Below are 26,394 nucleotides of genomic sequence, written 5' to 3'. Positions count from 1 at the left end.
ACGACCCTTCAAAAAACTGCTACAATTATAAATAGATTAAATATTTGGATAAAAGAGGAGGGCGGGTACGGCTATGTTTGAATTGCTAGTGACGATGGTGGAGCGGCTTGGAATACTTGTCACGATTGCGTTTGTGTTAACGAGATTTCATTTTTTCCGCAGTATGATTTACCAGAATCAATTAAATCGAAAACAGCAAATAATTGCAATTTTGTTTTTTGGCTTTTTCGGGATCATTGGGACGTATTCTGGGTTATCGCTTAGTACAGATAGTCTGCAGTTTAACCGCTGGACCTCGGACCTTACCGATGACGAAGCGATTGCCAATTCTCGTGTTATTGGAGTCGTCTTAGCCGGCCTGCTAGGCGGTTACCGAGTCGGAATCGGCGCCGGATTGGTTGCCGGCATCCACCGTTTTTCGTTAGGGGGATTTACCGCCCTTTCCTGTGGCTTAGCGACAATCATTTCAGGAATCCTTGCAGGGTTGTTTTACCGGAAAAATAAACATGTGAAATTGAGCTCAGCTTTTTTCATCGGTGCTCTTGCTGAATCCCTGCAAATGCTGATTATTTTGCTGCTCGCCCGCCCGTTTGATAAAGCCTGGACTCTTGTTGAAATCATTGGCTTGCCGATGATACTAGCAAACGGACTCGGCTGCGCTTTATTCCTCCTCATCATTAAAAGTGTCATCAATGAAAAGGAAAAAGCAGAGGCCATACAGGCGCAAAAAACACTGAGAATTATGAAAAAAACTTTGGCCCACCTAAGAAACGGGTTACATCGTGAATCAGCAAAAGCCGTCTGTCAAATCATCCATAAAGAAATTAATGCAAGTGCAGTTGCTATGACCAACTCATCGGAAATCTTAGCCCATGTCGGTCTTTGTGATGATCATCACCGCCCAGATAGCCCTATCCAAACACAAATCACTTGGGCCGTCATTAAAAAAGGCGAAATGATTACCGCGGATCACGAGACAATTCGTTGCCGTGTAAAGGGCTGCAAGCTAGGTGCGGCAGTAATTGCTCCCTTAAAACAACGGGGGAAAACAATTGGAACACTTAAATTTTACTTTCGGTCGGAAAAAGAAATCAATCCGGTCATTATGGAGCTAATTTCCGGTCTCAGCGCCCTCCTCAGCAATCAGCTGGAATTGGCAGATTCGGACAAAGCTTATCAGCTAGCAAAAGAAGCAGAAATCAAGGCGCTGCAGGCACAAATAAGCCCTCATTTTCTTTTTAATACACTAAATACGATTCTCTCACTCATTCGGATTAATCCAGCCAAGGCTCGGAAGTTGCTTGTCTATCTGTCCCATTTTTTACGGCAAAATCTATCCGTTACAACTCAAGCCTTAACGACACTTGAGCAGGAGCTAAAACAGGTTAAGGCCTATCTCGCAATTGAAGAAGCTAGATTTATAGATAAACTTACAATTATCTATGAAATTGAGGAAAAGGTATTATTACAGAATATCCCTCCCCTCACTCTGCAGCCGATTGTTGAAAATGCCATTAAACATGGCATGAAGGATAAAGAACGTGACTGTATGATAAAAATGACGATTTTCACCCATAATCAAGCTACCCATGTAAAAATAACAGATAATGGGCATGGAATGAGCGCCGATCGGTCTGATCAAATCTGCAAAGCACCAATAACTTCTGAGATTGGGAGTGGCCTGGCCCTTTATAATGTAAATCGCAGACTGACTAATATTTTTGGAGATCACGCTGCTCTTAAAATTAATAGTGAACTAGAAAAAGGGACGGAAATTTCTTTTTCCATTCCATTTGCGGAGGTGAAACACCAGTGGAACAATCCATCAGAGCCCTCATTGTCGATGATGAACCATACAGCCGGGATGAATTGAGGCATTTATTAGAGGGTTTCTCTTCAATTCACATCGCAGGTGAAGCAGAATCTGGAGAATCAGGTGTGATGAAGACCATTCAGCTGCAGCCCGATGTCGTATTCCTTGATGTGGAGATGCCAAAAATGAACGGAATGATGGCCGCCAAGGCGCTAATGGAGCTGAAAAAGGCACCTTTAGTTGTGTTTGCAACGGCCTATCCACAATTTGCCGCTGAAGCTTTCCGGTACGACGCGGTTGACTATTTACTGAAGCCCTATGATGAGGATCAATTACAGGAGACAATCGAGCGAATTGAACGGAAACTTAGTGCTCATAAGGAAAAGGACATTGGAAAATCAACGGGAAAACTTGCGATCGAGGCAGACGGTGAAATCCATTATCTTGAGCCAAAGGAACTTCTCTATATCGTTAGAGATGAAAAGCTGACAAAACTTATTACAAGAAATGGCGAGTTTGAAACAAAAACACCCTTGAAAGACTTGGAGAGCAGGCTTCTTGGTTATGGCTTTTTCCGAATTCACAAAAGTTTTCTTGTAAACTTAGAGCATGTCACCCGGCTCTCACCCTGGTTTAATGGAGCCTATCAATTACAAATAGAAGGAAGAAAGGAGATGTTATCGGTCAGTAGAAATTATATCAAAGCATTAAGGACTAAATTAGAGATCTAATCTTATACTTAGCTTATTAGATTCACCACTATTCACAATATTTTGTATTTTAGTCCTTTTATAAAACATCATAGCCCTAAATTTCTACCTGTTAATCTCAAATCCCCCTTCTCACCTCCTTTCTTTTTTATACTAGACTATGTAACCGCATTCATCTTTTATAAAGGGGGAAGAGGATTTGTATACATTTTTAGCGTGCGTTGCTTTACTGATCATTGGTTATTTCACATATGGCAAATTCGTAGAAAAGGTCTTCGGGGTGAAAGAAGAAAGAGCGACTCCTGCCTATGTTAATAATGATGGAATTGACTATGTGCCAATGAGTACACCGAAGAACTCATTAATTCAGCTATTAAATATCGCTGGAACAGGACCTGTCTTTGGTCCCATCATGGGAGCACTTTACGGCCCAGTAGCATTTATCTGGATTGTTGTCGGCTGTATTTTTGCCGGTGCTGTGCACGACTATTTAACGGGGATGATTTCCATCCGTAATAAAGGGGCTCATTTACCTGAACTGGCAAGCAAATTTTTAGGGAAAGTTATGCGCCACGTGGTAAATGCCTTCGCTGTTCTACTGTTATTATTAGTTGGGACTGTGTTTGTTTCTACACCAGCTGCCCTGCTTAATGTTTTGATGGACGGAAAAGTAGCTCTTGGCTTAATTATTGCTGCTATCTTTATTTATTACATTTTAGCAACACTTCTTCCAGTTGATAAAATCATTGGACGTTTTTATCCATATTTCGGTGCATTGCTTGTCATCAGTGCTCTTGGAGTTGGGATCGGATTAATCGTAACAGGTGCACCAATTCCAGAACTTTCATTCCAAAATTTCCATCCTGCTAACGCGCCAATTTTTCCATTACTTTTCTTTACGATTACATGTGGTGCGCTTTCAGGATTCCATGCGACACAAACACCAATTATTTCTCGCACGACACAAAAAGAAAAACAGGGACGCAAAATTTTCTATGGCATGATGATTGCAGAAGGAATCATTGCGATGATTTGGGCTGCAGCTGCCATGAGCCTATTCGACGGTTATACTGGATTAAGCGACCTGCTTGCTGCCGGTGGACCAGGTGCAATTGTTAGTGAAGTTTCTATGACAATGATGGGTGCAATTGGCGGAACGCTTGCTGTTCTTGGGGTTGTTGTCCTGCCAATTACTTCTGGAGATACTGCTTTCCGTAGCGCTCGAATGATCATTGCTGAATACTTAAACATTGCGCAAAGAAAATTATCAAGCCGTCTTTGGATTGCTATTCCGTTATTTGCAATTTCCGTTGTGTTAACTCAAATTGACTTCAACCTTTTATGGAGATATTTCAGCTGGGCTAACCAAGCGACGGCGGTCATTGCCCTTTTCGTTGGTGCCATGTATTTATATATTGCCAGAAAAAATTACTGGATTTCGTTGATACCTGGTTCATTCATGTTAGTAATGGTAATCACTTACATCTTAAATGCACAAATTGGGTTCGGCCTGCCTATGAACATTGCCTGGATTGGCGGGATCATCGGCGCTGCCATCTTAATTACCCTGTTCTTCCGTGCTGCTGCCAAGGCTCGCGCCAACAACCTCCCTCTCGAGGAAGATGTCTCTGACTGGAATCAGGTGGCCTAAGTGGGCTGCTGCAGTCCGGAATATCGTAAGGTTGTCAATGAACAGGAAGCAAAAGTTAACCAAAAAGAAAAAGATTCTGTCACCCTCTTGGCAAAAATCATAATTGTTCTCATAACAGTTGGAGCGATTGCTTCCTTAGCTTTTCTTCTATAATAAAAAGTGCACGCCTCAGAAGCGTGCACTTGTTGTGTGTAAAAAAAGTAAGATTATTTTAATTTAACATCCTTAAAGTAAGGAGTACCACTGAAGTTAACGAATAATCCAGAGGCAACACCGTTTGATCCAAAGACAAAATCAGGATGTTGTAAATAAACCATTGGAGCTTCTTCGATAAGAATTTCAGAAACTTCTTTGTAAGATGCATTACGCTCATTTTGATCAGGACTCATACGAGCCTTGTCTAATAATTCGTCAACTTTAGCATTTGTATAGAATGAACGGTTACCAGCTGAACCATGCATAGAAGAATGGAATAATGCGTATAAACCGTAGTCAGCATCACCAGTTACAGTTGTCCACCCAAGGACAAATAACTCATGCTCACCAGCACCCGTTTTTTCAATGAAAGTACCCCACTCGATTGTTTCGATTGATACTTCAATTCCAAGAGGAGCTAGTTGAGCTTGAACTAATTCAGCGATGTCAGCACGTTCTTTGCTTCCTTCATTTACAAAAATCGTCGTTTTGAAACCATCAGCAAATCCAGCTTCAGCAAGTAATTTCTTCGCACCTTCTACATCATATGGCAGAGGAGTTAACTCTTGAGAGTTACCTACTACTGTCGGAGCTAATGGCCCAACAGCCGCAACACCTTGTCCCTCTAAAATACCGTCAACGATCTCATCTTTGTTAATTGCCATTGCGATTGCTTGGCGAACTTTCAAATTATCATATGGCGCTTTATTCATATTGAAACCAACATAGTCCATACGAGTTCCACGAACACGGTTAATTTCGATTTGATCCATTGCTTCGACACGAGCAACATCAGAAGATCCTAGTAACATTGCATTCGCTTCACCAGTTTCTAGCATAGCAACACGTGTTGCCTGCTCTGGAACAACTTTAAACGTAACTGTATCAAGAGTTGCTTTCTCTCCCCAGTAATCTTCAAATCTTTCAAATTTAAGCTCAGCACCACGGTTCCAAGTTGCGAATTTAAATGCTCCCGTACCTACAGGGTTTTCGTCAACCTTTTTACCACCATCGTTTTCTTCTTTAATTGCAGAAGGAGCGATGATTGAAGCAGCATTATGTGCTAAGTGAGCAGGAAGTGGAGCAAAAGGGTTCTGCGTTTTGATATGTACAGTATGATCGTCAACAATCTTTACTTCTTCGATCATATTAAGAACAACTGCACGTGGTGAAGCAAATTCAGGGTCGATTAAACGATCAAGCGACATTTTGACTGCTTCAGCTGTGAAATCAGTTCCATCATGGAATTTAACCCCTTCACGAAGCTTAAACTCCCAAGTAGTATCATCAATTGTTTTGAATTCTGTTGCTAGTAATGGAACAACAGATCCGTCTTCAGCATAATCAGTTAAACGCTCAAAAATTTGTGACGTTGCATCAGTAGTTGCAGTGTCATTTACACCGTGTGGATCAAGAGTTGGAGCATCTGCCCCAGTTACAAATACGAAATCTCCGCCGCCCTTAGCGCCAGAACTGCCTTTCTTATCTTCTCCTGATGAAGTATTATTTCCGCCACAAGCACTTAGGACAAGTACGAGTGCTAATACTAGCATTAGAAATAAATTTTTCTTACTCTTCAATGAAATTACCTCCTTAAATTTTACAGCATAATTGTTATACTAATCTAAAAATTAATTTCACACAAGAATTATTTTAGAAAAATATAAAAAACTTGTTAATAGTTTAATAAAAATGTAATATACATCATAAAAAAACTAATGATCTCCAATATTAAAAGCAATTATGTTAGAGTAATACAATGTCGAATTCGAGAAAACTAGCGGGCGGAGGGTGAAGGACGACCTAAAATATTAAAATATTGTAATATCAGAATAGCATCGTTATGATTAAAACTATGTTTTATTTGCCAGAAAAATTATTCGAGTCAAGTAGAGAAAGGATGAAAGGGTATGGATCATCAACCAGAAATTCAATCTTCGACAGCCATTCCTGTCAAAGAGCATAATGCAAAAGCAGCTCGATGGGGAGCCTTTTATAAAAAGATTTCAAAAAATAAAGCCGCCATGACAGGGGCATTTATTGTCATTATTTTTGCTATTTTAGCAATCCTTGCTCCAGTTATCGCACCATATGATCCCAGTCATATAGAAATGAGCAAGAAACTTCAAACTCCTTCATCTGAACATTGGCTAGGTACAGATGATAAGGGCCGCGACATTTTAAGCAGGCTGCTCTACGGTTCAAGAATCTCATTAACTGTAGGGATTTTATCAACGGTACTTGGTGCAGTTGTTGGAATTGTTTTAGGAATAGTATCAGGATATTACGGTAGATGGATAGACTCCGTTATTATGAGAATTTGTGATGTATTACTTGCTTTTCCAGGTATTCTTCTAGCCTTAGCGATTGTGAGTATACTAGGAGCCAGTACGACGAATGTTATAATTGCCGTTGCCTTTTTTGCTATACCAACATTCGCCCGTATTGTTCGCGGGTCTACTTTAAGTGTGAAGAAATTAGAATACATAGATGCGATCCGGGCTATGGGGTCAAGTGATTTTAGAATAATCTTTAAGCATATTCTTCCCAATATTCTTTCACCGATCATCGTTCAATCTACACTTTACATTGCATCAGCTATTATTACCGCGAGTGCACTTTCATTCCTTGGAATGGGTACACAGCCGCCAACTCCGGAATGGGGTACGATGCTGGCACAAGGACGATCTTATGTGGCTCAAGCACCACATTTAACCTTGTTCCCCGGTTTTGTCATTTTACTCGTTGTAGTTGGATTTAACTTATTTGGTGATGGATTGCGTGATGCATTAGATCCAAAAGCGAAGAAATAAAATTGGGAAGGTGAGCTACATGTTTTTATACATTATTCGCAGAATTTTTCAAACGATTCCCGTTATGATCGGGGTTACACTAGCGGTATTTTTAATGATGCATTTAATTCCCGGAGACCCTGCACAGATTATGGCTGGGGAAAACGCCAATCCAGAACAGGTAGAGCAAATGAGGGAAAATTTAGGGCTTAATGATCCGCTTCATGAGCAATACATTCGATATATAACGAATGCAGTTCAAGGGGACTTAGGAAATTCCATTCGGACAAAACGTCCTGTCACAGATGAAATTTTTGAGTCACGCTTTTGGATTACCGTTCAACTGGCTGTAATTGGAACGGCTTTGGCTGTCATTACCGGATTAATCGCAGGTATTATTTCTGCAACAAAAAAATATTCTTTTGCAGATGTATCGCTAATGCTTGCGGCTTTATTCGGTCTTTCAATGCCAAACTTCTGGCTCGGAATTATGTTAATTTATTTCTTCTCTGTCAACTTAGGCTGGCTGCCAGTCGTTGGATGGGGATCTTGGGAACACATGATTCTTCCAGCTATTACTTTAGGTACTGGGGGAGCTGCCATTATTGCTCGTATGACTCGTTCAAGCATGCTAGAAGTAATTGACCAAGATTATATCCGTACTGCTTATGCTAAAGGTGTCAGTGATAAACTAGTTATTTATAAACACGCGTTGCGAAATGCGTTAATCCCGGTAGTAACTGTAGTTGGACTCCAATTCGGCGGTTTATTAGGTGGCGCTGTAGTTACCGAAACGGTATTTGCTATTAATGGGTTAGGCCGATTGATTATTGACTCCATTCGGGCTCATGATTTCCCTATGGTACAAGGGACCATTCTGATTTGTGCTGTTCTTTTTGTTTTTGTAAATACCCTCGTAGATATTACTTACCGTTTAATTAACAAACGGATTGACTTGAATTAAGGCTGGTGAAAAAGAGATGACACAATCAAAAACGGAAAAAATCCTTGAGGTTAAAAATTTGCGAACTTCCTTTTTTACAGACGAGGGGGAAGTAAAAGCGGTTGATGGAGTTGATTTCTCCATAGAAAAAGGGAAAACGCTTGGAATCGTCGGAGAATCAGGTTCTGGAAAAAGTATTACTTCCCTATCCATTCTTCGTCTTCTGAAGGAGCCTGTTGGAAAAGTAGTTGGAGGAGAAGTTATTTTTAAAGGTGAAAATCTGCTAAAGAAATCAAAAAAGCAGATGATGAGCATTCGGGGAAATAATATTTCAATGATTTTCCAAGAGCCAATGACATCATTGAACCCTACATTAACTTGTGGTGAACAAATTGCCGAATCGATACGAATTCACCAAAAATTAAATCGAAAAGATGCATGGAATAAAGCAATTGAAATGTTGAGCTTAGTAGGTATCCCTTCGCCGGAGAAGAGGGCAAAGCAGTACCCGTTTGAATTATCGGGCGGGATGCGTCAGCGTGTGATGATTGCGATTGCATTAGCATGTAATCCTGAATTACTCATTGCTGATGAACCTACAACTGCTTTAGACGTTACGATTCAGGCACAAATTCTTGAATTAATAAAAAAATTACAAGAAGAACTTGGCACTTCTTTAATGATGATTACCCACGACCTTGGCGTTGTTGCTGAAATGTGTGACAAGGTTGCTGTCATGTATTGCGGGAAAGTAGTTGAATACGCGGATGTAAAAACGTTATTTACCAATCCGAAGCATCCTTATACAATCGGTCTTTTAAACTCCGTACCGAAACATGATGAAGATGTTGATGGTGACTTGTCGGTGATCAATGGCTCTGTTCCAAGCCCATTCAACTTACCGAAAGGCTGTAGATTTGCTCCAAGATGTCCGCATGCGAAAGAGATTTGCCATTCTGAGTTACCTGAGCTAAAAGATTTGCAAAATGGTGATAAAGTTCGTTGCTGGATTCATACAGAAAAATGGCAAGAGGAGGTTGCGGTTGGTCATGAGTAAACAAGCATTGTTAGAAGTAAAACACCTAAAGCAATACTTCCCGATTAAAGGCGGACTTCTTGGAAGAACAGTGAATCATGTTAAAGCAGTAGATGACATAAGTTTTTATGTGAATGAAGGAGAAACAGTAAGTATTGTCGGTGAGTCCGGCTGTGGGAAATCTACGACAGGCCGAGCGATTTTGCGTCTAGATAATCCTTACTCCGGCGAAATTAATTTCCAAGGTGAAGATTTACTTAGCTTAAGTAAATCTGAAATGAGAAAGAAGCGTAAAGATTTGCAGATTATTTTCCAAGATCCTTATGCCTCTCTGAATCCGCGTCAAACAGTAAGTCAAATATTAGAGGAAGCACTTGAAATTCAAAATGTTGTTCCTCGTAAAGACAGACGCCAAAAAATTGTTGAACTGCTTGAGACTGTTGGCATTGGTGCACATCAGGTTGATCGCTATCCTCACGAATTTAGCGGTGGGCAACGTCAGCGCATTGGGATTGCCCGTGCATTATCTGTTGATCCAAAACTGATTATTTGCGATGAAGCTGTTTCAGCACTTGATGTATCCATTCAAGCTCAAGTATTGAATTTATTAAAGCATCTGCAACAGAAATTCAAGTTAACCTATCTCTTTATTTCACATGATCTTGGAGTTGTACGCCATATATCTGATCGGATTATTGTTATGTACCTTGGTAAAATTGTCGAAATCGCAGATAAACATTCTCTATTTGAAAACCCGCAGCACCCATACACAAGGGCTTTATTATCTGCCATACCAAGTACAAACATTTCAGAGAAAAAAGAGCGGATCGTATTAAAAGGAGATGTGCCTTCTCCAATAGACCCGCCATCTGGCTGTCGTTTTCATACACGTTGTCCATTCGCATTTGACCGCTGTGCAAAGGAAGAGCCGAAGCTACACTCAATCCCTGGGAAAGCCCATCAGGTAGCTTGTCACTTAGCCGAAGACGGTCCAGTTGATTTCTCTAACATGCAATCCAACTATTAATGATGGGAAGCTATCCAGAATAAAGCCTTTTGAGACAAAAAAGCACAACAGTGCCTGTCTCTCCTTGAAAAGTCGAAGCTACTGCGCCGTTTCGACAAAACTCGAGGAGAGGCAGGCATATTTTTATTGGCACTTTATATGTTGTTAGGGGTTTGCTGCGATTTCTACAAAATACTTATATTAGACTGTTCCGGATCCATTTTTAGAAAAATCTAGGTTCTTGATTTGAATTGTTCCACTTTTCTCCTACCCACAAACTCATAACAATTCCCGGGCTAATAATCGATAAACATTCAAACGTTTCTCTTGGGAATGAGGAATACTAACGATCATCGCTTCATCAAATTCGTATTGCTCCTGTTCTTTTTGTAGCAAAGTTGCTATTTCTTTCGCATCCCCAACTAAATGTATTTTGCGATTTTCTTTAATAATCATGCGATCCATTTCCGTCAATGGATAATCTCGGGCTTCCTCAGGTGATAAAACTGCCTCGAATCTGCCTCTCATAAACAGTAATCGCCAAATATCTTGTGGCTTTGCTTCATATTCAGCTTCTTCTTTTGTTTCGGCTGTTGTTATCATATAGGAAACATTGATTTGCGGTTTCTCCATAAAAGCTGAAGGCTGAAAGTTCCTTTTGTATGCAGCTAAAATCTCTTTAGTCATTTCACCATTGAAAAACTGTGCAAAAGAATAGCCTACCCCTCTCCGTCCAGCTTGAACAGCGCTATTGCCAGTCGACCCCAACAGCCAAGCCTCTGGCAAAACGACTTGGGATGGTGTGGCAATTGTATGCTTATATAAGTCATCTTCGGGTACCTCATCATTGATTAACTGCAATGCCGTATCAAATTTTTCATACATATTATGCAGCAGCGGCTGACGTCCCTCAGATAAAGCATAGATGGAACGCTGGTCGCCACCCGGAGCTCGGCCAACACCAAAATCAATCCTGCCTGGCGAAAATGCGCTTAACGTTTTAAATACTTCAGCTAATTTTAATGGAGAATAATGCATCATCATCACTCCCCCAGTGCCTATTCGAATATTTCTCGTTTTTGCAGCCAAATGAGCTGCGGTTACTTCAGGAGCTGAACTTGCAAAATCGTTTGTTCCATGATGTTCTGCCATCCACATTCGATAATAGCCTAACTCATCTCCCAAAACAGCCAACTCTTCCGCCTTTTTTAAAGCACCCGTTGCCGTATTCCCTCTTGTAATGGGAGCTTGGTCCAATATACTTAATCTCATTTTTTAACATCCTTCCAATCAGCTTATTCTATCGGTAAATCGAGTTTTTTAGTCTGTGCTTAAATCTAATTCAATGCATCTGAGATCAGATGTTCACGCGACACTAGAACAAATGGATATTTAAATTGATATGAAGTTGTCTAACCTGTCCGTTTTCTCAAACGATAAAAATATTTCATTTTGATCAAGCTCTTACTAATTGTTTTTCCGTGAATTTCATAAAACCATTTTTTCTTTTATCCATTCTTGCAGTTCATGCACTTTGGGTTGAAATCCATCCTTAATTTCCTCAAATAAGGATGCAATTGTTTCTCGTTTCAGCACAGATTTCCAAGAAGACTCTGCTTCTTCCATCAAGTCTGTTAACATACAGCAGCTATTCTCTTCTTCTAATTCAAGCATGTCATTCAAAACACCACTGGAAGAATAAAGAGATTGCTGACCTTCTATAGCTAGGTAAATATCGTATATCCGAATGTCTTCAGGTTTTTTCCGTAATTTAAACCCACCTTTTACCCCTGGCACAGAAGTAATCAAATCCGCACTGACTAACTTCCTTAACAATTTTTGGAAATATGTTGGTGAAGCTCCCAATTGTTGACTTATCGCTTCCCCAGGTAATACCGCTTTATCCGGTAACATGTTAAGAATAAAAATGGCATACACTGACTGTTCTACTCCAGTTTTCATCTGCATTCAAATCACCGCCTATTTCTAAAATAATTTTTCTTATAAATATTTACACTAAATACAATAACTCGGATAATCATTATCCACTTTATTGTATGAAATCATTATCAAAAAGTAAACTTTTCTACCTCTATACTTCTCTTCAGCCCTACAAGATCATTAGTATAAAAGATCTTGATATTGCTTTTACGAAGTTCGTTTATTGCCACATTGGCAAGAGGAGGTAAATTTTTCTATTTTTTATGTAACAAAAACTTGACTTGATGTATAGTTTATATTACATTATGTTTATCAAACTTAACATGATGTAAAAATAACTACACAAGGAGGTTGAATATGACCTATCAAGAGAAGAAAAGTATCTTGTCGTTGATCAGTACTATTCTCATTTTTGGATTTTATTGTTTGTACATGTACCCGCAATATCCCGGCGGGGAGATGGAGTCGGCAGAGTCCTTTCGTTATTGGGGTTCCTTCGTCCTCATCTTGACTTTGGTTTCAATCATCGCACACATCATTATCAGCATTATTTTTAATATCGTCTTTAGAATTACAACCAGAGAAAAGGAACCAAATTTTGCGGATGAATTGGATAAATTAATTGACTTGAAAGCGTTCCGGAATGCGTTTTTTGTTTTTATCATCGGCTTTCTTCTTGCAATGGGATCCCTGATCATCTACCAGCCTTTACATGTAATGTTCATTATCCTGATCACTTCGGGATTCATTTCCGATTTAACCGGATCTGCTACGAGACTATATCACTATCGGAGAGGAGTCTAATATGAGCAAGAAGAATCTTGTCGGCAATCACATCCGAAAATTACGCTTCAATCATGATGAAATGACACAGCAGCAATTGGCAGACAAGGTTGGCGTTACACGACAGACAATCGTGGCTCTCGAAAAGGGAAACTACTCCCCATCTCTAGAATTGGCTTTTCGCATTGCCCACGCCTTTAACTTACCGCTAGAAGAAGTATTCTTTTATGGGGACAACTCAAAGCTGTAAGAATGATTATTGTTTTTGCTTTACTGTTTGTAAATTTATTAAAAGAAGGGGATAAATATATGAATTCAAACAAAAAAGCAGCCAAAATTGTGGGGACACTGTTTATTCTTGCAGCTGTTTCGGCGGTTGCAGGTCTTTTATTATACGACCCTATCCTAAACGGTCCTGATTACTTAGTGAATGGTTCTGAACATGCCAATCAAATCGTACTGGGGGCACTTATGGAACTCATTCTTGTCGTTTCAGCGGTTGGTACTGCAACAATCATGTTTCCGATTTTACGAAAATATAATGAAACGATCGCACTATGGCATGTTTGTTTCAGATTTCTAGAAGCGATTATTATTACTATTGGTGTAATCAGCGTATTGTCCCTTTTGACATTAAGCCGAGAATTTGTCGCATTAGGATCCCCAGATACCGCATCTTATCAAACCTCCGGAATAGTACTGCATGCAATCCATGACTGGACTTTTTTGCTTGGCCCCAATTTCATGCTAGGAATTAATACAATGATGTACAGTTATATATTTTATAAAACCAGGCTCGTACCAAGATTTATAGCCATTTTAGGTATGACAGGGGCAACTCTAATTTTTATTTGTGCCTTGTTCGTCATGTTCGGCGTATTTCCTCAACTTTCTGTTTGGGGTGGTATTCTGGCTATACCGGTAGCAGCGAATGAAATGATTTTAGCAGTTTGGCTCATAGTAAAAGGATTCAATCAGTCTGCACTTGCCTCTTTGTTTGCAAAAAAGTAAAAGATTTGCAGGAAAGCTTGCATAGTGATTTATTAAAAATTGATCTGTTTAAGATTAACTGAATCTTTAGAAATAAAGAGGAGAAAACCACGAAATACTTACAATTATACAAGTAAGAGAAGGTAAATTGGAGAATATGTTAGGATTGGGCGTACAAAGGGGAAGGTTGTTTTGGAAATCAAAACGGGCTGATTGGAATTCCAGATTATTAAAAAAGTGCATACTGCTTATTAAGGGAATTGGAATATCACGATATCAAATGGATCTGCTAAAAACAGACCCATTTTTTTATCTATTACTAAAAATATCTAACTCAGATAATATAATTTAAATTTATAGAGTAATATAGTATTTTCTATACATGAACATACTCTTTAATTTGATGACCAAAACTTCCTTCAAAAAGGGAGTCTTTCGTTTCACGCCTTGGAGATGGATTTTCCCTTTGTTGCAGTATTTCTGGAAGATCCTCCTTTTCACCTTGGTATCCAATCGCTACTAATGCATTTATTGCATATTTTTCCGGAATATCGAGAACCTTGCGGGCTGCTTCAAAGTCAAACCCAGTCATTGGATGAGTAATAAGCCCTTTTTTAGTGGCTTCTAGTGAAAGAAAACCCCATGCGGCTCCACTATCAAAGGCGTGGGACTTATTAAGCCCTTTTTCATTATTCATCTCTGAAATTATTAACGCGAGAACAGGGGCTTTCCGACACCAAGCAAGATTTCCCTCAAAAATAAAAGAATAGAATTTTTCACGATCGTCTTGTGTTCTGGCTAAAATAAATCTCCAAGGCTGGATATTTAAAGCAGATGGAGCCCAACGAGCTGCTTCAAAGAGACTAAATAAAACTTCATCAGAAACTTCTTTTTCCATAAAAGATCGAGGAGACCATCGATCTAAAAACACTTGATCAATTAGGTAAGCAGTTGTCCGAGAATGACTCATAATCTATTACCTCCATTAATAATAACTCTAAATAAAAATTAGTTTCCTAGCTAATGATAAATGAAAAATTAACCAAATTCAAATGCTTAACTTTTTTGTTTTGTTACTTTTTATGTAGCTTTTCGTTCAAAGTTTTGATTCCATAGCGAGCCAATAAATTAGTAAGTGGAAAAAATGCTTTCCCTCTCTTTCCTAATCCTGCTTGTATCGGATAAATGCCAAACAGGATAAGTTGAAAATTTCGCTAAGAGGTTGCTATGGTACACCTATCAAGGTCTTCCTAAATTACGAAATTTAATTTATTAAATAGTTGCATTTTGCAAATTAATTTATATAATTAAATATAAGGAGTGAAGAAAATGGAAAATACTCGAAGTTTATTCCAGGTTATAACCCGACGCTTTGGTCATTTGAACAAAAATTGCTGCAGTGCTGGTGGTTTTGATATTTCGCTCATTCAAAGTCATATTCTTTATGAGATTGACAATCAACACGAACCATCGATGCAACAAATAGCAGATACATTGGGCACAGACATCACAACTTTTAGCCGCCAGGTGCAATCATTAGTGAAAATGAAATTAGTGAAAAAAACACCGGATATAAATGATAAACGAATTAGCATTCTTTCATTAACAACAGAGGGTAAATATGTTGCAACAACAATCGATCAAAAAGTGAATGAGTATTTAAATGAAGTATTTTCTCATATGAATGAATTTGAAAAAGAAACTGTTATTCGTTCGATAAAGTTGTTAAATGATGCAATGGCAAAATCCAGCATGTGTTGCAAGCCTTTTTGGGGGTAATTCCCTCTCATCAATACTTGTAAATTGCAAGTAAATAACATGCATAATCTTACAATTTTTTATAGATCGATATAGAAAATCAGAGTGTTAGGTTTTTTGTTCTAAAAACATAACAAATACTTGCAAAATGCAAATAATAAAGGAGTTTTTAAGATGGTTGAAAAAATCATTCAAGATTTTATATCGATTGCATTGGAACTAACAATCCTTTTTGTAGCAATTTCTTTTCTAGTTAGTCTACTTCAGGGGGTAATCCCTTACGAAAAACTTAACAAATATTTATCAGGAAAAAACACGTTTATCGGAGTTTCCGCAGCCATTTCATTCGCGTTTATCACTCCTTTTTGTTCTTGCTCTACTATTCCAGTAATAGTGAACTTGTTGAATAAGAAGGTTCGTTTTGGCGTAGTGATGGTATTTTTATTTGCCTCCCCTGTTTTAGACCCAACGATCATCACGCTTATGGCAACTCTACTAGGGGTTAAGGTTGCAATTATTTATACTCTCGTTACTTCAGCCTTATCCATCTTTATCGGTTTAACATTAGAAAAACTTGGTTTTGAAACAGCTGTTAAAAAAGTAACCATGACGGGTTTTAACGAGAAGAGTGTTAAGTTCAGTTTCAGGGGTGCATTAAGAGAGACTTTGAGCCTCATGAAAAATGTTTATCCCTATCTTTTATTAGGGGCTGGGATCGGATCAGTCATACATGGAGCAGTTCCGACAGAATGGATTACTACTTATCTCGGAGCCGATATGTGGTGGTTAGTTCCGGTTGCTGCAATCATTGGAATTCCACTGTATATACGAATATCAACGATGATTCCCTTATCTCAAATACTTATTGCAAAAGGAATGGCCTTCCCGCCAGTTATGGCATTAATGATTGGTTCAACTGGCGCTAGCTTGCCAGAAGTAGCACTGTTAAATTCAATCTTTCAAAAACGTCTTGTTTCGGCATTTGTTGTGTCTGTTGTTCTTATGGCTTCTATATCAGGATTTCTCTTTTACTTAATTTAAAGGAGGTGAGGATAATGGTATGGTTTAAAAAGAGCAAAGATAAGTCTTGCTGTAATGTAAAGATAGAAGAAGTCAAAGAAGAAGGTAGCTCTTGTTGCGCTGTGAAAATTGAAGAAATTGAAGAAGTCAAAAAAAATAAATAAGAAGAGGTAGATTGTTTCTAGTTAAAATAAATATTGTATATTATCCCATTACCCTGTGCCCTAAGTACAGGGTTTGTTTTTTTTACTCACATTAGAGGATAAAACTATACACAATTGGCTAGTTATAAAAATATTTACAAAAAATTCACATGAAACACTTGAACCGACCAAATAAGCAATTTATTATATAAGTAAATTATTATATATTGATATATCTATTAAGGGAGGTTATGCGGGTGTTGAATGAACCTTGTTTAAATTATGGATTGGGGCTTCGAAAAATTCGTGAAAGGTTAGGAATTACACAATCGCAATTAGCCAAAGCAACCGAAACTACTGAAAATACAATTATTAATCTTGAACTTAGTAAAATGCATCCTACAGACCATTTTATTGAGAAAATTGGTACTTCATTTTATGTTAATCCATTTGAACTAAAGAAAAGTATTGGGTGTGATCAAGAATTAGAGACATGTAACACAACTTTGTAGCTTTTTAGAGAGTAAGTTAAAAATATTTATAAAAATCATACCCTGCTTAATTTTTGTTGCTGTTGTTCTGGTTATTTCAATATACCTTTTAAGAAGAAATGAGAAAGGTCCCTCTTTCCTATCTCAATATATGAATAAGTTAATGAATAAATTTAAAAACTAAAAATAATTTCTTATTGATTATATAAGCAAATTATTATATATTGATACACGGATGAAATTAGGAGGTGCTTTCATGCAAGTATCAACGATTGAAATAGAAAAAGCTGCAACTGTCTTAAAATTGTTGGGTGATAAAACACGCCTAACAATGATAAAAATTTTAGACTCTCACGATTGTTGTGTTTGTGAGTTTGTTGAAATATTTAAGGCAAGTCAGCCTTCTATTAGTCAACACGTTCGTAAGCTGAAAGATGCTGGAATCGTTGGAGAAACAAGACGCGGTCAGTGGAATATTTATTCTTTAAATAAAGATAGCGAGTATTATCCATTGATTAAAAAAATGCTCGAGCATCTTCCAAGTCAGGATTTTAAATTACAAGAACTAGAAGAACAGGGATTACGCATTTCGTGTGAGTAATAGGAGGTTAAGTTTTGACATCAGTTATATTAGCATCAGTGATTTTCTTAATAACACTTATTTTAGTCATATGGCAGCCTAAAGGTTTATCAATCGGCTGGTCAGCGTGTGGTGGCGCTATCCTGGCATTAATTGTTGGAGTGGTTGATTTTAAAGATGTAATCGATGTAACCTCCATCGTTTGGAATGCGACATTGGCATTTGTCGCAATCATCATTATTTCTCTTATATTAGATGAAATTGGTTTCTTTGAGTGGTCCGCTCTTCATATGGCTAGGGCTGCAAAAGGAAATGGTATTCTAATGTTTATTTATGTGTCCGTACTTGGAGCTTTAGTAGCAGCGTTTTTTGCGAATGATGGTGCCGCGCTTATTTTGACTCCTATCGTATTGGCAATGGTTCGAAATCTTAAGTTTAATGAAAAAATGGTTTTTCCATTCATCATCGCAAGTGGATTTATTGCGGACACAACATCTCTTCCTCTAGTCGTAAGTAACTTAGTTAATATTGTGTCTGCAGACTTCTTTGGTATTGGATTCGCAGAATTTGCTTCGAGGATGATTATCCCCAACTTCTTTTCTTTAGCTGCAAGTATTTTTGTTTTATATTTATACTTTCGGAAAAGCATACCGAAAAATTATGATATAGCCCAATTAAAGAAGCCTGTAGAAGCTATTCGTGACATGAAAATGTTTCGATTATCTTGGGGTGTTTTAGCGATACTGCTCGTAGGGTATTTTGCAAGTGAATTTACAGGCATTCCTGTCTCAATAATCGCTAGTATTGCAGCTATCTTTTTCCTTTTCATGGCTAGAAGAAGCCATGCTGTTAACACTCGCACCGTTATTAAGGGTGCGCCTTGGGCCATCGTCTTTTTCTCTATTGGCATGTATGTTGTCGTTTACGGATTAAGAAATGTAGGCTTAACGAATATTTTATCTGATCTTATTCAAGTGACTGCCGATCAAGGTCTGTTTGCAGCTACTGTTGGAATGGGATTCATAGCAGCTATTCTTTCATCGATTATGAATAACATGCCTACCGTCATGATTGATGCATTAGCTATTGCAGATACAAATACAAGTGGTGTCATACGAGAAGCGCTTATATATGCAAATGTGATTGGATCAGATTTAGGTCCGAAAATCACGCCAATTGGTTCTCTGGCCACCTTATTATGGCTGCATGTCTTATCTCAAAAAGGGGTTAAGATTTCATGGGGTACTTACTTTAAAACAGGTATTGTTTTAACCATCCCAACCCTATTTATTACATTAGTTGGCTTATATATATGGCTGTTAATCATTCACTAATTATAAAAGGAGAAATACAGTATGCCTAAAAAAACAATTTACTTCTTATGTACAGGAAATTCTTGCAGAAGCCAAATGGCAGAAGGATGGGCAAAGAACTATCTAGGTAATGAGTGGAATGTGTACAGTGCTGGGATTGAAGCACATGGTCTAAATCCAAATGCTGTAAAGGCAATGAAAGAAGCAGGAGTGGATATTTCTAATCAATCTTCAGATATTATTAATCCTAAAATCTTAAATAATGCTGACTTAGTTGTAACATTATGCGGAGATGCTGCTGATAAATGTCCTATGACACCACCTCATGTTAAACGTGAACACTGGGGCTTTGATGACCCAGCAAAAGCTGAAGGAACAGAAGAAGAAAAATGGGCTTTCTTCCAACGTGTTCGTGATGAAGTGGGCGAGAGAATCAAACGTTTTGCTGAAACGGGTAAGTAATAGCCAAAAAACCAAGAGCTCTCTCTTGGTTTTTGGCTTTTTTTATAACCAAGCCTTTTTTAAAAGCTTCACGCCTAATTGAATTTCTTTACAAGTAAGATTACTAAAACCAAGTTTTATAATGGGTTCATCAGAATGGTTATTAATGAAGTAGATCGAAGTAGGGTATACTTTCACACCATTAAAGGCTGCACGCTCAATTAACCTGCCTTCTGAACGTTTTTGATGTATCTTAACTAATAGGTACAAACCAGACTGCTCTCCAATTATGGAAATATGTTGTTTGAATTGCTTTTTTAATTCTGAAACGATGCACTCCATTTTTCGCTTATAAACAATAATGAATATCCATACCCATCAAAAATAGTGATAAAAAGGAGAAGGCTATTATGTATATTCCAAAATACTTTCAAGTCACAAATATCAGTGAAATTATAGAATTTATTGAGGGAAACTCATTTGCAACATTGGTCACAACAAAAAAAGGGAAACCCATTGCTTCCCACCTTCCATTAGGGCTTCATAAACATGGAGAGGAATATTATTTAACTGGACATATGGCATATGGGAATCCTCAATGGAGAACATTTGAAACATGTGAAGAGGTTCTAGTCATATTTCAAGGACCACATGGTTATATTTCTTCTTCATGGTACGAACATGAAAATGTACCTACATGGAATTACCAAGCAGTACATGTATATGGCCAAGCAAGTATATTAGGTGAAGAGGAATTGAAACTAGATCTTACAAAGTTACTAGAGAAGTATGAAAAACAACGTGAAAACCCAGTATTATGGGTTAAGTTATCGCCTCAGCTATTAGAAAGTCAACTAAAAGGGATTGTCGGTTTTAAAATAAAAGTGCAAGAAGTTCAAGCTGCTTATAAATTAAGTCAGAATCGAAATAAAGAGGATTATCATAACATCGTTGAAAAATTACAAGAAGAAGACAATTTAAATTCTCAACAATTGGCAGAAGTGATGAAAGAGAGATTAAAAAATAGTAAATAATTATGCCACTCTGTAAAAAGACACTAGTAGTTGAACAAAATATTTAATTCCATTATCAAGCGCTTTTCTGTAATTTACAGAAAAGCGCCCCATTTGTTGAATAAATCCTTTATTGAAGAATAGCACCCGTAGCTTAAGAATAATTCTTCACAAGCTGGATATTTTTTATCCTAACTCACCTTGATTTTTGCCCTAATTTTTAACTCTTCAATATTTTTCAGCATATTATGTTGGGTAATTATCTAATAAAGGAGTGAAAATAGATGGCATTCTTTCCACCTCAAGGTACAATGAGACAACAACCTCAATCCCCTCCACCCGCATACGTTCCACCAAAACCGTTTCCTTCACACTATTTAGTCGATTGTTTAAATAATTACACTTATGTTTGGTTAGTGAATGGGGAGGGATTCTGGTTTTACCCAACGTATCTTCAATATGGTGAAGTTGCAGGATATAGGTGGAACGGTACATTCTGGACGTTCTATGGCTTTGATGAAAGATTCATTGAAACGGCTGCCTGCTATCCAATCCCTACTTTATACTGATATAAATAGCTCCAAGCTCCTTGTGGAATTAAAACCACAGGGCTTTTTTTCCATATATGGCTGCCTCAACAAAAAAGGAGTTCATTTTATCTTTTCTATTATTCCTATATCTGAATCGCACCCTGTTACTTGAATAAGAAGATATTCTTGACGTGGAGCTAATTTAAACTGCCCCGTTAATTTAAGCAATCTTTTACAAACAAACATACTATCATTAAATAAGTATTCAATTTTTCTTGAGATTCTTTCTCCATTTAATGGCCCTAAAACGGAAAAAAGCGATCTTCTTTATTGAAGAATCGCGCCCGATTGTTTCTGTAAAGTCACCCGTTTATTCATTCATTTAATTTGCCTTGAGTTCTAGGTGTTTATTCACCAACGGTACCGTCTCCATCACGATCATCCATAAATTTATAGAGCCAATGGTCCGAGGTGATAGGCATACTGTAACCCGCTGCTTTTGCTTCTTTAATTGTTACTTGACCATTTCCATCTGTATCAACGCTAGAAATATCTTCAGCACCATTCGAAGCATTGGACTTATTAGAACTTGATTTAGTTGATTTACTTTCTGTTAAGCCTAGAGATTTATTTATTTCATCAGGGTTGCCGTTATCAAACTCATCCACAATCTTATTCCCTTTTAAAGTGTAAGTGTACTTATAATGAGAAGGAATCTGTGTTTCCGTATTAGGATATGTGATAATAGCTTCAAAATTAGTAACCCCGCCAGCTTTACGAATGGCATCCTCCATATATGCTTGATCACCATGTCGGTTGAGCGTACTATTTTGTGGAGTAATATTATAAGCATTCGATACCCCTCCGAGAGAATCCGCAATGATATGTCCTTCATCTAAATCTGCTCTTTCGACACCAGGAACTTTTGCTTCATCAGAGTAGTATCTGCCAGACGATGTTACAGGTTCGGTACGGTCATCTTGTAGAATGATTTCGTCAGCAATGACACGGACTAGTTGCCCAAATTCATTCGTGAAGGCCCAATACTTTCGGTCCCCATAACCAATGTCAACAACGACGTTAGGTTCACGATGTCCAGACAAATCACCACCATCAACTTCAATAAGTTTGTATCCCGAGAACAGGTCATTATTTTGTTCGGTTGGCGTTTCTTCCACTACTGGTTCATCTACAACCGTTGTGATCGTCTCTTCTTTTGCGCTATTATTTGAATTTGTTTCAACTGTGGTTACATCTTGTGAATCTGTTTCTTTATCTGTAACGGATGCATCTTCTACGTTAGAACAACCAACTATAAAGATGGCAGTTAGAAGTAAGATTAAATAGTTTATTTTCTTTTTCATTTTAGGACTCTTTATAGTATTTTTTACTGAACATTCTAGAGAGCTTTGAATAAAACATAAATTAACATTGTTAACCTACTTGTAATAGCATATTACAAAATTAATTTTATTACAGTAGATACTTAGTTCGAAGTATGTAGTATTAAATTCCAATAAAGATTAGTAGAGTCCATTGCATTGAAAAAGGCACAATTCCAATTCAAGAATTGCGCCCGATTATGAAATAAGGATTAGCTTCTATTGGCTTGTTTAGTTGAATAATGGTACTTTTTCCACACCCATCTTTTCTAAGCAATTCCTAAGAATCTTGTTATCTACTCCATTTACTAACCAATATTTTTCTTTATAAAATAACTCTAATAAATTATGCTTGGTCAAAAATTTCCAACGCCTTTTCTATATTAGTTAAATTATCATAGGTTATTTCATCCCATCTAATAGTCATTACTTTACCGCCTTATTTAATAAGATTTTTGCAATTGTACCATAAATATGAATATTTATTGCTATTCTTCCTCCATTAAACGGCCCTTTTCATAAACAAAGACGCTTTCCTTATTTCAGTAAAGCGGCCGATAATGGAATAACTACAACATAATGTGATTTGAAACATGTCAATAGTATTATATACGTTTTGACATGTGTTGCTTTTTCTCTTAATCAACCTTTTCGGGGGGATGTGCAAAAATACCCAAAATACATTTTTGTCAAGTTCAAGGGAAAACATTTGCACTCATATTGCGTTCTTCTGCAGCAATATTTCTAATATTTAATACACTGAATAATTCAAAAGTGATCGTGTAAATATGAGTACCGGCATCTGGAGTATCAACAAATGTCAGGTTTGGAACAAGCGTCTCAACATTGGTAAAATCAAAACTGGTTCCCAGACGCTGTAATACATTTCTTACAACCGTTACCGGCGGCAATCCATTCGTTTGACGTTTTAATTGATAACTGAGACCCCAGAAGAAATTCGCATTCACCTCGAAAACAGTAAAGAGCTCAATCATAGCATCGAATTTAATTTTTTGACCAGCGGTCGTGGTGATAGGGTCTAATGTAAGTAATGTCAGGTCATTATTAAGCTCTAAAATAATTGAATCTGTGGCCCTTACAAAAGATAAAGTAGGTATTTGACGGATTCCCATAATCTGTGCACCCTTTCCTTTCGAAAATCTGGAAGCTTGTTTCTTAGTAACAGTAAATTCCAAATCATGCCGTAGGGTAACGGCAAAAATGAAAATGTGCCTTTGACATAGTATGGTGGAAGACCCTTAGGGGTAGACCCAACAACTAAACAACAAAGCGTACTTTTGGTGAAAAAATGGAAAATAGAGGATTTTCAAGGGGTTAGGTAGTGTCCTTGTCTGCATAAAACCCTGCTGTTTTTTCTAACCCCGTTGTTGTTCCTTTCAATCGGGAATTAAAAAATCCCCCCTAACTCAAGAAGATGTAAGAGAGGCAGAGGAAAGGTTGAAACGCTTTGCTCCATATATCGCCAAGGTTTTCCCTGAAACAAAAGGAATGAATGGTATCATAGAATCTCCTTTAGTGAAAGTTCCTGCCATGAAACAATCCTTAGAACAGAATTATCAACAACCTATATTAGAGGAATTATTACTAAAATGTGATAGTCACCTTCCTATCTCAGGATCTATTAAAGCAAGAGGCGGGATTTATGAAATTCTCAAACATGCAGAAGAATTAGCTTTTCAACATCAATTGTTAACGATTCATGATGATTATTCGATTTTAGATAGTGATAGGCTTCGAACCTTCTTCTCACAATATTCAATCGCAGTAGGCTCGACTGGAAATTTAGGACTTAGTATTGGCATCATCAGTGCAAAGTTGGGTTTTAATGTTTCTGTTCATATGTCAGCTGAGGCAAAACAATGGAAAAAAGACTTGCTTAGAAGCAAAAATGTCAAAATTATTGAATATGAAGCTGATTATAGTAAAGCAGTAGAGGAAGGTCGAAACCAAGCAGATAGTGACCCAACATGTTATTTTGTGGATGATGAAAATTCTCACGACCTATTTTTAGGATATGCAGTGGCTACATCCTTTTGGTTTGAAATTATTGTATCAAGACCATGTTCACTGTTTCTTTGCAGAACCTACCCACTCACCATGTATGTTACTCGGTTTAATGACTGGACTTAATGATAAAGTTTCTGTACAAGATGTTGGTATAGATAATGTAACAGACGCGGATGGACTTGCTGTAGGAAGGCCATCTGGGTTTGTGGGTAAAACTATGGAACCTTTTTTAAGTGGTAATTATACAGTTAGCGATGAACAGTTGTATAAGTTGCTAAAAGAACTAGTCGATACAGAGGGGATTCATTTAGAACCTTCTGCACTAGCAGGCATGATAGGACCAAGTAAATTATATAAAGAGGGAATCGATTATTTACGGAAGCATAGTTTAACGGAAAAGATGAGTAAGGGAACACATATTATTTTGGGGGACTGGTGGAAGCATGGTTCCTGAAGAAATGATGACACAATATTATCAAAAAGGTTTGAAATTAACGTTAGAGTAACATTAACACGAGGGAGTTTAACCTGAAATATCTTTTCTTGTTAAACTAACCTCCCGTTAGTATAAGAACAACCCCTCACAAACTCTTCTAAAATTTAATTTAAAAATAAAGTTTTCTTTGAAGGATGTTGTTCCACAATCTGGCCCGATTGCGAAACAAGCAGGGATGGAGAGCACCGATTTAGCGACAACTTTACTTTTTTTATATACCATCTCTCGTCTCTGGTCAATCCTGAAGGGATGGAATACTTTTAGCGCACTAAAAAAGCCATGACTTTACATCATGACTTTGGCTAACCTTACTTTTCAATTGTTTCTATAAGTTCTTTTAATTCGGGATTAAAGCCTTTAATTGCTTTATCTCCAACTACGGTAACAGGTACACCCATAAAGCCAAATTTTTCGACTTCCTGTTGATATTCCACACTTGACATTACGTCTCTTACTTCAAATGAAATTTTTTCCTCTTCTAGCATTTGTTTAACGTAGTTGCATTCTACGCAACCAGGCGCGGAATAAACGATGACTTGTTTGCTCATGCGTTCAGAGCCTCCTTGATCGAATCTCTTGTAATTTTCCAATGAGAAGTATTCCAAGAAACTTTTCCATTATCAAATAGCAAGATTTGTGGAGATTCATGTTTAATTTCAAATTCTTCAGTAATATGATTTGATACAGGTCGATCTTCTATTACCAAGACCATTGCGGCAGAAGTAGTTTCATTTTCATTAACAAATGATTGAAATTCTTCATTCGCTTTGGCACTGATTGGGCAAGTTGTACTATGTTTTAATAACAAATGTTTCCCAGGTTGTTGAACAAATTCATTTAATTCTTCAATACTTTTAAGTTGTTTTATTGACATCATCCGCACCATCCTGTTTTTCAATATAATATTTTCGTTCATAAATTTATCATAATTGAAGATACTTTACTAATAATGTGACTCGTCCACATAGGAACAACCCTATTAACAAAAACGTATGTCTATTGTAAAACACTGCTATTAAAGGATTATGGGTTGATGACAAAATTATAATTACAAGAAACTTCCATTTGAATTCTTTCTTTAAGGCTTTTTTCTAAGAGATTGAAAACACCTTCTTCACTAACCTGATCCGTTAGTTTAAGTAAAACATTTCACAAACAATATAAAGATTAAAAAATAAAAAAAGTCCTTTAAGGAAACCTTAAAGGACTCAAGTAAAAAACATTAATTTTCAGTAAAGAACTTTTTTATCGAGCAAAGAACTTTTTTTCTATGAGACAACAGCTGTTCTCAGACAACAAAGTCGTGACCTAAATTTCCTTGAAACATTGATTAATGATG

The 26,394-nt window shown here is 37.4% G+C and carries 28 protein-coding genes and 2 pseudogenes; 21 read left to right on the top strand and 9 right to left on the bottom strand.

Translation table 11 applies throughout. The features are described from left to right. Nucleotides 1–73 precede the first annotated feature (73 nt). From RRV45_RS01385 to RRV45_RS01370, 4 genes are all read left to right on the top strand, one after another. Nucleotides 74–1,873, top strand: coding sequence for a sensor histidine kinase (locus tag RRV45_RS01385; protein WP_315666976.1), 1,800 nt, complete (start codon nt 74–76; stop codon nt 1,871–1,873). Next, nucleotides 1,813–2,544, top strand: a complete 732-nt coding sequence (locus RRV45_RS01380; protein WP_315666975.1) for a LytR/AlgR family response regulator transcription factor — start codon at nt 1,813–1,815, stop codon at nt 2,542–2,544. The genes RRV45_RS01385 and RRV45_RS01380 overlap by 61 nt, the downstream gene beginning before the upstream one ends. Nucleotides 2,545–2,722: 178 nt before the next feature. Next, on the top strand, nt 2,723–4,174 hold the full coding sequence (locus tag RRV45_RS01375) for a carbon starvation CstA family protein (RefSeq protein WP_315666973.1): 1,452 nt from the start codon (nt 2,723–2,725) through the stop codon (nt 4,172–4,174). Then, nucleotides 4,175–4,327, top strand: a complete 153-nt coding sequence (locus RRV45_RS01370) for a hypothetical protein (protein WP_315666972.1) — start codon at nt 4,175–4,177, stop codon at nt 4,325–4,327. Nucleotides 4,328–4,380: 53 nt separating this feature from the next. Here RRV45_RS01370 and RRV45_RS01365 read toward each other — a convergent pair whose 3' ends face one another. After that, on the bottom strand, nt 4,381–5,949 hold the full coding sequence (locus tag RRV45_RS01365) for a glutathione ABC transporter substrate-binding protein (protein WP_315666971.1): 1,569 nt from the start codon (nt 5,947–5,949) through the stop codon (nt 4,381–4,383). 330 nt (nt 5,950–6,279) lie between these two features. On the opposite strand from RRV45_RS01365, the gene nikC reads away from it, so the two are divergent. The 4 genes from nikC to RRV45_RS01345 are packed head-to-tail and all read left to right on the top strand — an operon-like array spanning nt 6,280 to nt 10,167. Next, a complete protein-coding gene (gene nikC / locus RRV45_RS01360; RefSeq protein ID WP_315666970.1) occupies nt 6,280–7,182 on the top strand; it encodes a nickel transporter permease in 903 nt (300 codons plus the stop codon). 19 nt (nt 7,183–7,201) lie between these two features. Continuing rightward, nucleotides 7,202–8,125, top strand: a complete 924-nt coding sequence (locus RRV45_RS01355) for an ABC transporter permease (RefSeq protein ID WP_315666969.1) — start codon at nt 7,202–7,204, stop codon at nt 8,123–8,125. A gap of 16 nt (nt 8,126–8,141) precedes the next feature. Next, nucleotides 8,142–9,161, top strand: coding sequence for an ABC transporter ATP-binding protein (locus RRV45_RS01350; RefSeq protein ID WP_315666968.1), 1,020 nt, complete (start codon nt 8,142–8,144; stop codon nt 9,159–9,161). After that, nucleotides 9,154–10,167 carry an ABC transporter ATP-binding protein gene (locus tag RRV45_RS01345; protein ID WP_315666967.1) on the top strand — a complete coding sequence of 338 codons (1,014 nt, stop codon included), beginning with the start codon at nt 9,154–9,156 and terminating at the stop codon, nt 10,165–10,167. Before RRV45_RS01350 ends, RRV45_RS01345 begins: the two co-directional genes overlap by 8 nt. 258 nt (nt 10,168–10,425) lie before the next feature. On the opposite strand, the gene RRV45_RS01340 is transcribed toward RRV45_RS01345, so the two are convergent. After that, entirely contained in the window at nt 10,426–11,418 is a 993-nt protein-coding gene (locus RRV45_RS01340; protein ID WP_315666966.1) for an LLM class flavin-dependent oxidoreductase, read from the bottom strand. A 216-nt stretch (nt 11,419–11,634) separates the two neighbouring features. Next, nucleotides 11,635–12,114, bottom strand: coding sequence for an RrF2 family transcriptional regulator (locus tag RRV45_RS01335; protein ID WP_315666965.1), 480 nt, complete (start codon nt 12,112–12,114; stop codon nt 11,635–11,637). A gap of 330 nt (nt 12,115–12,444) precedes the next feature. On the opposite strand from RRV45_RS01335, the gene RRV45_RS01330 reads away from it, so the two are divergent. Genes RRV45_RS01330 through RRV45_RS01320 form a run of 3 tightly spaced genes read left to right on the top strand, consistent with a single transcriptional unit; the run spans nt 12,445 to nt 13,881 of the window. Continuing rightward, on the top strand, nt 12,445–12,891 hold the full coding sequence (locus RRV45_RS01330) for a hypothetical protein (protein WP_315666964.1): 447 nt from the start codon (nt 12,445–12,447) through the stop codon (nt 12,889–12,891). Between the two features lies 1 nt (nt 12,892). After that, entirely contained in the window at nt 12,893–13,120 is a 228-nt protein-coding gene (locus RRV45_RS01325) for a helix-turn-helix transcriptional regulator (protein ID WP_315666963.1), read from the top strand. A 59-nt stretch (nt 13,121–13,179) separates the two neighbouring features. Then, entirely contained in the window at nt 13,180–13,881 is a 702-nt protein-coding gene (locus tag RRV45_RS01320; protein WP_315666962.1) for a DUF4386 domain-containing protein, read from the top strand. 355 nt (nt 13,882–14,236) lie between these two features. Here the strand turns inward: RRV45_RS01320 and RRV45_RS01315 are convergent, their stop codons facing one another. Beyond that, nucleotides 14,237–14,830 (bottom strand): nitroreductase family protein, encoded by a 594-nt coding sequence (locus RRV45_RS01315; RefSeq protein WP_315666961.1) that lies wholly within the window; start codon nt 14,828–14,830, stop codon nt 14,237–14,239. Between the two features lie 359 nt (nt 14,831–15,189). On the opposite strand from RRV45_RS01315, the gene RRV45_RS01310 reads away from it, so the two are divergent. The 7 genes from RRV45_RS01310 (at nt 15,190) to arsC (ending at nt 19,627) form a co-directional block, all read left to right on the top strand. Further along, on the top strand, nt 15,190–15,639 hold the full coding sequence (locus RRV45_RS01310; RefSeq protein WP_315666960.1) for a MarR family winged helix-turn-helix transcriptional regulator: 450 nt from the start codon (nt 15,190–15,192) through the stop codon (nt 15,637–15,639). A gap of 153 nt (nt 15,640–15,792) precedes the next feature. Beyond that, entirely contained in the window at nt 15,793–16,659 is an 867-nt protein-coding gene (locus RRV45_RS01305; RefSeq protein WP_315666959.1) for a permease, read from the top strand. A 14-nt stretch (nt 16,660–16,673) separates the two neighbouring features. Then, nucleotides 16,674–16,802, top strand: a complete 129-nt coding sequence (locus RRV45_RS01300; protein WP_315666958.1) for a hypothetical protein — start codon at nt 16,674–16,676, stop codon at nt 16,800–16,802. Between the two features lie 236 nt (nt 16,803–17,038). Then, a complete protein-coding gene (locus tag RRV45_RS01295; RefSeq protein ID WP_315666957.1) occupies nt 17,039–17,293 on the top strand; it encodes a helix-turn-helix transcriptional regulator in 255 nt (84 codons plus the stop codon). A gap of 235 nt (nt 17,294–17,528) precedes the next feature. Next, on the top strand, nt 17,529–17,873 hold the full coding sequence (locus RRV45_RS01290; protein ID WP_315666956.1) for an ArsR/SmtB family transcription factor: 345 nt from the start codon (nt 17,529–17,531) through the stop codon (nt 17,871–17,873). Nucleotides 17,874–17,887: 14 nt separating this feature from the next. Continuing rightward, nucleotides 17,888–19,186: an arsenic transporter gene (locus RRV45_RS01285; RefSeq protein ID WP_315666955.1), complete on the top strand. Its 1,299-nt coding sequence runs from the start codon at nt 17,888–17,890 to the stop codon at nt 19,184–19,186. A gap of 21 nt (nt 19,187–19,207) precedes the next feature. Then, the gene (arsC, locus tag RRV45_RS01280) at nt 19,208–19,627 is read left to right on the top strand and encodes an arsenate reductase (thioredoxin) (protein WP_315666954.1); all 420 of its coding nucleotides are present in this window, start codon (nt 19,208–19,210) and stop codon (nt 19,625–19,627) included. 42 nt (nt 19,628–19,669) lie between these two features. Here the strand turns inward: arsC and RRV45_RS01275 are convergent. Next, nucleotides 19,670–19,966 (bottom strand): annotated as a pseudogene (locus tag RRV45_RS01275) (PLP-dependent aminotransferase family protein); the annotation flags it as partial. 50 nt (nt 19,967–20,016) lie between these two features. On the opposite strand from RRV45_RS01275, the gene RRV45_RS01270 reads away from it, so the two are divergent. Beyond that, nucleotides 20,017–20,640: an FMN-binding negative transcriptional regulator gene (locus tag RRV45_RS01270; RefSeq protein ID WP_315666953.1), complete on the top strand. Its 624-nt coding sequence runs from the start codon at nt 20,017–20,019 to the stop codon at nt 20,638–20,640. A gap of 263 nt (nt 20,641–20,903) precedes the next feature. Beyond that, nucleotides 20,904–21,188, top strand: coding sequence for a transporter (locus RRV45_RS01265; RefSeq protein ID WP_315666952.1), 285 nt, complete (start codon nt 20,904–20,906; stop codon nt 21,186–21,188). A gap of 368 nt (nt 21,189–21,556) precedes the next feature. Here RRV45_RS01265 and RRV45_RS01260 read toward each other — a convergent pair whose 3' ends face one another. After that, on the bottom strand, nt 21,557–22,513 hold the full coding sequence (locus RRV45_RS01260; RefSeq protein ID WP_315666951.1) for a DNA/RNA non-specific endonuclease: 957 nt from the start codon (nt 22,511–22,513) through the stop codon (nt 21,557–21,559). A gap of 713 nt (nt 22,514–23,226) precedes the next feature. Continuing rightward, complete coding sequence (locus RRV45_RS01255; protein ID WP_315666950.1) at nt 23,227–23,664, bottom strand: hypothetical protein; 438 nt, start codon at nt 23,662–23,664, stop codon at nt 23,227–23,229. A gap of 268 nt (nt 23,665–23,932) precedes the next feature. Between RRV45_RS01255 and RRV45_RS01250 the strand changes: the two are divergent. Continuing rightward, a pseudogene (locus tag RRV45_RS01250) lies at nt 23,933–25,065 on the top strand (D-serine ammonia-lyase); the annotation flags it as partial. Between the two features lie 298 nt (nt 25,066–25,363). On the opposite strand, the gene RRV45_RS01245 reads toward RRV45_RS01250, so the two are convergent. Continuing rightward, nucleotides 25,364–25,603, bottom strand: coding sequence for a glutaredoxin family protein (locus tag RRV45_RS01245; protein ID WP_315666949.1), 240 nt, complete (start codon nt 25,601–25,603; stop codon nt 25,364–25,366). After that, nucleotides 25,600–25,929, bottom strand: a complete 330-nt coding sequence (gene ytxJ / locus RRV45_RS01240) for a bacillithiol system redox-active protein YtxJ (protein ID WP_315668902.1) — start codon at nt 25,927–25,929, stop codon at nt 25,600–25,602. Before ytxJ ends, RRV45_RS01245 begins: the two co-directional genes overlap by 4 nt. Nucleotides 25,930–26,394 lie beyond the last annotated feature (465 nt).

Origin of the sequence: Bacillus sp. DTU_2020_1000418_1_SI_GHA_SEK_038, assembly GCF_032341175.1 — a bacterium.
In the GTDB taxonomy this organism is placed as follows: Bacteria; Bacillota; Bacilli; order Bacillales; family Cytobacillaceae; genus Cytobacillus.
This window is presented reverse-complemented; position numbering and strand designations above follow the sequence as displayed.

What these genes read in the sequence shown, in the direction of transcription:
- RRV45_RS01385 (WP_315666976.1), top strand. Translation starts at nt 74, where the DNA reads ATGTTTGAATTGCTAGTGACGATGGTGGAGCGGCTTGGAATACTTGTC.
- arsC (WP_315666954.1), top strand. Translation starts at nt 19,208, where the DNA reads ATGCCTAAAAAAACAATTTACTTCTTATGTACAGGAAATTCTTGCAGA.
- RRV45_RS01345 (WP_315666967.1), top strand. Translation starts at nt 9,154, where the DNA reads ATGAGTAAACAAGCATTGTTAGAAGTAAAACACCTAAAGCAATACTTC.
- RRV45_RS01265 (WP_315666952.1), top strand. Translation starts at nt 20,904, where the DNA reads ATGGCATTCTTTCCACCTCAAGGTACAATGAGACAACAACCTCAATCC.
- RRV45_RS01355 (WP_315666969.1), top strand. Translation starts at nt 7,202, where the DNA reads ATGTTTTTATACATTATTCGCAGAATTTTTCAAACGATTCCCGTTATG.
- RRV45_RS01320 (WP_315666962.1), top strand. Translation starts at nt 13,180, where the DNA reads ATGAATTCAAACAAAAAAGCAGCCAAAATTGTGGGGACACTGTTTATT.
- RRV45_RS01270 (WP_315666953.1), top strand. Translation starts at nt 20,017, where the DNA reads ATGTATATTCCAAAATACTTTCAAGTCACAAATATCAGTGAAATTATA.
- RRV45_RS01315 (WP_315666961.1), bottom strand. Translation starts at nt 14,830, where the DNA reads ATGAGTCATTCTCGGACAACTGCTTACCTAATTGATCAAGTGTTTTTA.
- RRV45_RS01300 (WP_315666958.1), top strand. Translation starts at nt 16,674, where the DNA reads ATGGTATGGTTTAAAAAGAGCAAAGATAAGTCTTGCTGTAATGTAAAG.
- RRV45_RS01340 (WP_315666966.1), bottom strand. Translation starts at nt 11,418, where the DNA reads ATGAGATTAAGTATATTGGACCAAGCTCCCATTACAAGAGGGAATACG.
- RRV45_RS01260 (WP_315666951.1), bottom strand. Translation starts at nt 22,513, where the DNA reads ATGAAAAAGAAAATAAACTATTTAATCTTACTTCTAACTGCCATCTTT.
- RRV45_RS01330 (WP_315666964.1), top strand. Translation starts at nt 12,445, where the DNA reads ATGACCTATCAAGAGAAGAAAAGTATCTTGTCGTTGATCAGTACTATT.
- RRV45_RS01350 (WP_315666968.1), top strand. Translation starts at nt 8,142, where the DNA reads ATGACACAATCAAAAACGGAAAAAATCCTTGAGGTTAAAAATTTGCGA.
- RRV45_RS01245 (WP_315666949.1), bottom strand. Translation starts at nt 25,603, where the DNA reads ATGAGCAAACAAGTCATCGTTTATTCCGCGCCTGGTTGCGTAGAATGC.
- nikC (WP_315666970.1), top strand. Translation starts at nt 6,280, where the DNA reads ATGGATCATCAACCAGAAATTCAATCTTCGACAGCCATTCCTGTCAAA.
- RRV45_RS01325 (WP_315666963.1), top strand. Translation starts at nt 12,893, where the DNA reads ATGAGCAAGAAGAATCTTGTCGGCAATCACATCCGAAAATTACGCTTC.
- RRV45_RS01255 (WP_315666950.1), bottom strand. Translation starts at nt 23,664, where the DNA reads ATGGGAATCCGTCAAATACCTACTTTATCTTTTGTAAGGGCCACAGAT.
- RRV45_RS01305 (WP_315666959.1), top strand. Translation starts at nt 15,793, where the DNA reads ATGGTTGAAAAAATCATTCAAGATTTTATATCGATTGCATTGGAACTA.
- ytxJ (WP_315668902.1), bottom strand. Translation starts at nt 25,929, where the DNA reads ATGTCAATAAAACAACTTAAAAGTATTGAAGAATTAAATGAATTTGTT.
- RRV45_RS01310 (WP_315666960.1), top strand. Translation starts at nt 15,190, where the DNA reads ATGGAAAATACTCGAAGTTTATTCCAGGTTATAACCCGACGCTTTGGT.
- RRV45_RS01335 (WP_315666965.1), bottom strand. Translation starts at nt 12,114, where the DNA reads ATGCAGATGAAAACTGGAGTAGAACAGTCAGTGTATGCCATTTTTATT.
- RRV45_RS01290 (WP_315666956.1), top strand. Translation starts at nt 17,529, where the DNA reads ATGCAAGTATCAACGATTGAAATAGAAAAAGCTGCAACTGTCTTAAAA.